Origin of the sequence: Leucobacter soli, assembly GCF_042659205.1 — a bacterium.
GTDB classification, from domain to species: Bacteria; Actinomycetota; Actinomycetes; order Actinomycetales; family Microbacteriaceae; genus Leucobacter; species Leucobacter soli.
On record NZ_JBHSRW010000203.1, the window covers coordinates 1 to 4,107 of the forward strand.

Annotated in this window: 4 protein-coding genes; 2 read left to right on the forward strand and 2 right to left on the reverse strand. The window is 69.1% G+C overall.

Features of this window, described 5'->3' with window-relative positions:
• On the forward strand, window positions 1-857 hold an 857-nt coding region (gene ccsB, locus ACFPZL_RS10715; protein WP_382335381.1), incomplete at its 5' end, for a c-type cytochrome biogenesis protein CcsB.
• A 19-nt stretch (window positions 858-876) separates the two neighbouring features.
• Here ccsB and ACFPZL_RS10720 read toward each other — a convergent pair.
• Together ACFPZL_RS10720 and ACFPZL_RS10725 are read right to left on the reverse strand one after the other, a co-directional pair.
• Window positions 877-1,419, reverse strand: coding sequence for a MarR family winged helix-turn-helix transcriptional regulator (locus ACFPZL_RS10720; RefSeq protein WP_218116008.1), 543 nt, complete (start codon window positions 1,417-1,419; stop codon window positions 877-879).
• 10 nt (window positions 1,420-1,429) lie between these two features.
• Window positions 1,430-3,136, reverse strand: a complete 1,707-nt coding sequence (locus tag ACFPZL_RS10725; protein WP_218116007.1) for an MDR family MFS transporter — start codon at window positions 3,134-3,136, stop codon at window positions 1,430-1,432.
• A gap of 242 nt (window positions 3,137-3,378) precedes the next feature.
• Between ACFPZL_RS10725 and ACFPZL_RS10730 the strand changes: the two genes are divergently transcribed.
• Window positions 3,379-4,107, forward strand: a 729-nt coding sequence (locus ACFPZL_RS10730; protein ID WP_382335384.1) for an ATP-grasp domain-containing protein, incomplete at its 3' end; no start/stop codon positions are given.

A 4,107-nucleotide genomic window follows, 5' to 3' on the forward strand; every position in this document is an offset into this window, starting at 1 on the left:
CGGCGGCGGAAGCCGGCGGATCGGTCGCCACGCTCACGCGACGGGCCGCGTCGCGCACGGGGAGCGGCGGTGCTACCGGCGGTGCCGCCGGCGGGATCCGCAGCCGATCCCTGCGCATCGGGTTCTCCCTCACCGTGCTCGGCTTCGCCCTCCACCTCGCCGCGACCATCCTGCGCGGCATCGGTGCCGAACGCGTGCCGTTCGCCAACATGTACGAGTTCGCGCTCACTGCGACGCTCTCGATCGCGCTCATCTTCCTGCTCGTGCAGTTCGTCGTCGACCTCCGCTTCCTCGGGGTGCTCGTCACGGGGCTGCTCGTGCTCTTCCTCGGTATCGCCAAGCTGAACTTCTACGTGGCGATCGTGCCGATCCCGCCGGCGCTCGATTCGTACTGGCTCGTGATCCACATCCTCGTCGCCGTGCTGGCGGTGGGGTTCCTCACGCTCTCCTTCGGCCTCTCGGTGCTGCAGCTGATGCAGACCCGCCGCGAGAATCAGGTGGCGGCGGGGGAGCCGGTGGGCATGCGGTTCCTCAGCAGCCTGCCGAGCGCGGTGCGGCTCGAGGACCTGGCCTACCGCATGGCGATCATCGGCTTCGTCTTCTGGAGCTTCACCCTGATCGCCGGATCGATCTGGGCCGAGGCCGCCTGGAGCCGCTACTGGGGCTGGGACACCAAGGAGGTCTGGACCTTCGTCATCTGGGTGCTCTACGCCGGCTACATCCACGCGCGGGCGACTCGCGGCTGGCGCGGGGTGCGCTCGGCGTGGCTGTCGATCATCGCCTACACGGCCGTGATCTTCAACTTCACGATCGTGAACGTCTTCTTCAAGGGGCTGCACGCGTACTCCGGACTGTGACCGGAAGGCGGATCGCCCCTCAGTCGCTGCGCGCCGCGCCGCCCCCGTGCTCGCGGGCGCAGCGCCGCGCCGGGCCGTCGGCGTGCAACCCGGGCGCGGTGCCGTTGAAACGGTGGAGCCCCGCTCGGAGCGTCTCGAGCTCCTCCGGCGACCAGCCGGCGAAGCGCTCCTGGTAGGCGATCGTGTTGCGTTCGCGGATCTCGGTCAGCAGCTTCTCCGCGCGGTCGCTCGGGGTGAGGAGGATCACGCGGCGATCGTCCTCCGCGGGTTCGGCCACGATGAGTTCGAGATCGCGCAGCCGCGCCACCTGCCGGCTCACCACGGACTTGTCCATGTCGAGCATCTGGCCGATTCCGGTCGCGGTGACGGGGCCCTTGCGCAGGATGGTCTGCAGCACCATCACTCCAACGCCGCGGAGATCCGGGTGGACCTCCTCCGCGTAGTGGCTCCAGCGGGTGCGAGCGAAGGCGAAGACTTCCGAGAACTCGGCGATGATCTCGGAGATGGGATCGCCGGGGTGCGGATCCAGGTCGCCGCTCTCGGGGGCACGGTGCCGGTTCATGCTGTCGAGCCTAGCCGCGATTCGACGGGCCGGTTCCGGGGCGGTTGCCGGGCAGCATGATGGGGCCCGTCGTCGAGGTGTCTACGAGCACGCGTTCGGCGACGGGATCCGCTTGGCCCTCTGCTTCGCGGCGCTGCAGTTCGGCGATCCTCTCGGCGTTGCTCTGCGTGCTGAGCGGCTTGTTCGGGAGAAAGGCGATCGCGATGAGCGCGACGATGGCGACGGGCACCGCGGCCAGGAAGATGTTGCCGATCGCGTGACCGTAGGCCGACTCGACGACCTCGCGGACGGGCGCCGTGAGGTCGGCGATCTTCGGCAGCGTCCCGCCCTCGAGCTTCTCGGTGCCGGCGAGCGCGGCGGGATCGGTCTTCGCGAGCTTGGCGAAGCCCTCGGCGAGGTACTCCGTGACCTGATGGGCGAGGAGAGCCCCCATCACCGAGATCCCGGCGGTGCCGCCCACGGTCCGGAAGAAGGTGACCGCCGAGCTCGCGGCGCCCATCTCGTGCGGGGCGACCGTGTTCTGCACCACGAGCACCAGGTTCTGCATCGTCATGCCGACACCGGCGCCGAGGATGAACATCGAGATCCCCACGTACCAGTACGAGGTGTCGTATCGCAGCTGGCCCATCATGACGAGCCCGAGGAACAGCGCGACCGCGCCGATCACCATGTAGCGCTTCCACTTGCCGGTGCGGGTGATGATCTGCCCGACGATCGTGGAGGAGATCAGGAGGCCGCCCATCATGGGGAGCGTGAGCAGGCTCGACTCGATCACGGAGCGGCCGCGGGCCAGCTGCATGTACTGGCCGAGGAACACGGCGGTGCCCATCATCGCGAGGCCGACGGCGATGCTCGCGATGGAGGAGAGCGTGAAGGTGCGGTTCGCGAAGAGGGTCAGCGGCAGCAGCGGCTCCTCGACGCGGAGTTCGACGAAGACGGCGACGACGAGGGCGAGGATGCCGCCGCCGACCATGGTCACGGTCTGCCAGGACCACCAGTCGAAGTTCGAGCCGGCGAGCGTGACCCAGATGAGCAGGCTCGAGAACCCCGCAGTGATGAGCGCGGCGCCCCAGTAGTCGATCTTGATCTTCTGCTTGCGGACGGGCAGGTGCAGGGTGCGCTGCAGCATGACGATCGCGACGATCGCGACGGGGGCGGCGACGTAGAAGTTCCAGCGCCAGCCGATGGTGTCGGTGAAGAATCCGCCGAGCAGGGGGCCGCCGACGGTCGCGACCGCCATGATCGCGCCGAGGATGCCCATGTACTTGCCGCGCTCGAGCGGGCTCACGATCTCGGCGAGCACGATCTGGGCGAGGGCGCCGAGTCCGCCCACGCCGATGCCCTGGACGACGCGGAAGGCGATGAGCCAGGTCGGCTCGTGGGCGAGGCCGGCGAGGGCCGAGCCGAGCGTGAAGATGATGAGGGAGAGCTGGAGCAGCAGCTTCTTGTTGGTGAGGTCGGCGAGCTTCCCCCAGATCGGGGTCGAGACGGCGCTCGCGAGCATGGTCGCGGTGACGACCCAGGTGAAGGCAGCCTGAGTGCCGCCGATATCGGCGATGATGATCGGCATGGAGGTGCCGACGACGTTCATGGCCAGCATCGAGACGAAGTTCGCGAGGAAGAGGCCGGCGAGGGCGAGGTTCTTCGCGCGACCGGTGAGGATCGGCGTCTCGAATGCGGCGGAGGCGTGCGGCCGGGTGTCATTGGACTGTGGCATGCGCGGGGTGCGATCCTGACGTTCGGGGTGGGGTGGCGGGCCGGGTGACTCCGGCGCCAAAAGGTTGACGAAGGTCAACTATAGAGAATCGGTTGACGAAAGTCAACTATTTACTGGTCGCAGGCAGGCAGGCAGGCAGGCAGGCAGGATCCGGATCGCGGGATGCCTGGAGGCTCCGGCGCACCGGCACCGGCACAGGCGCCGTCACCGAGTCGAGGCGAAGAGGTGGAAGAATGGACGGCATGGCAGTGGGCGAGAGCGGCAGCATCCGGATCGGCGTCATCGGCGGCGGGCAGCTCGCTCGCATGATGGTGCCCCCGGCGATCCATCTGGGGCTCGGGATCAGCGTGCTCGCCGAGGCCGAGGGTATGAGCGCCGCGCGTGCGGCCGACGCCGTCGGCGATTACCGCGACCCCGAGACCGTGTACGCATTCGCCGAGACGGTCGACGTGGTCACCTTCGACCACGAGCACGTGCCGCAGGAGATCCTGCGCGAGCTCGAGGCCCGCGGTGTGAGCGTGCACCCCCGGCCCGACGCGCTGCAGTACGCGCAGGACAAGATCCTGATGCGTCAGAAGCTCGCTGCTCTCGGCGTGCCGGTGCCCGACTGGGCGGCCGTGGCCGACGAGGCGGCGCTGCAGAGCTTCATCGACGAGCACGGCGGCCGGGCCGTCGTGAAGACGGCTCGCGGCGGCTATGACGGCAAGGGCGTGCGAGTCGTGTCGCAGGCCGACGAGGTGCGCGACTGGTTCACCGCCCTCGCCGAGGACGGCCGCGGGGGCCACCTGCTGGTCGAGGAGCTCGTCGACTTCGTGCGCGAACTCTCCCAGCTGGTCGCGCGGCGGCCATCGGGCGAGATGCGCAGCTGGCCCGTGGTCGAGACGATCCAGCGCGACGGCGTCTGCGCCGAGGTGCTCGCACCGGCCCCGGTCGCCGACCCGGCGACGCTCGACGAGCCCGCCGGCATCGGA

Bases quoted from the DNA above. Each gene is read 5' to 3' on its own strand.
- ACFPZL_RS10725 (WP_218116007.1), bottom strand. From the start codon at position 3,136: ATGCCACAGTCCAATGACACCCGGCCGCACGCCTCCGCCGCATTCGAG.
- ACFPZL_RS10720 (WP_218116008.1), bottom strand. From the start codon at position 1,419: ATGAACCGGCACCGTGCCCCCGAGAGCGGCGACCTGGATCCGCACCCC.